The sequence below is a fragment of the Gordonia sp. i37 genome, from assembly GCF_002043085.1.
In the GTDB taxonomy this organism is placed as follows: Bacteria; Actinomycetota; Actinomycetes; order Mycobacteriales; family Mycobacteriaceae; genus Gordonia; species Gordonia polyisoprenivorans.
The window spans coordinates 1-621 of the sequence record NZ_MVPX01000176.1 but is presented as its reverse complement, the minus strand read 5'-3'; the positions used below and the strand labels follow the sequence as shown (position 1 = coordinate 621).

Genomic DNA, 621 nt, shown 5'->3' with positions numbered 1-621 from the left:
CCCCCCAGCCACGCCAAGGCGGCCGCGGCCTTCTTCGGCTGGGTGATGATCGGGGTGATCAGATGCGGGATGCCCTCATACGGCGTCAACTCGACCATCTTCGGGTCGATGAGGATCATCCGCACCTGTTCGGGTGTGGCCCGGGTGAGCAACGAGACAAGCATCGAGTTCACGAAGCTCGACTTGCCCGACCCGGTCGAGCCGGCGACCAACAGGTGCGGCATCTTCGCGAGGTTCGCACTGACGAAGTCACCCTCGATGTCCTTGCCGAGGCCGATGACCAGCGGATGGCCGTCTTTGCGCGTCGACGGCGCGGTGAGGACGTCGGCAAGACGCACCATCTCGCGATCGGAGTTGGGTACCTCGATACCGACCGCCGATTTGCCCGGGATCGGCGCGAGGAGTCGCACGTTGTCGGTGGCCACCGCATAGGCGATATTGCGTTGCAGGGCGGTGATCTTCTCGACCTTGACCCCCGGACCGAGTTCGACCTCGTAGCGGGTGACCGTCGGCCCACGCGTGTAACCGGTGACCGCGGCGTCGATCTTGAACTGTTCGAGAACACCGGTGACACGGTCGATCATGTCCTCGTTGGAGCTGCTGCCCTGCTTCGGCGGGGCG

Annotated in this window: 1 protein-coding gene; it reads right to left on the bottom strand. The window is 64.7% G+C overall.

Annotated elements, in window-relative coordinates; all coding sequences use genetic code 11:
* On the bottom strand, positions 1-621 hold a 621-nt coding region (locus B1964_RS08750), incomplete at both ends, for a DNA translocase FtsK (RefSeq protein WP_139765672.1).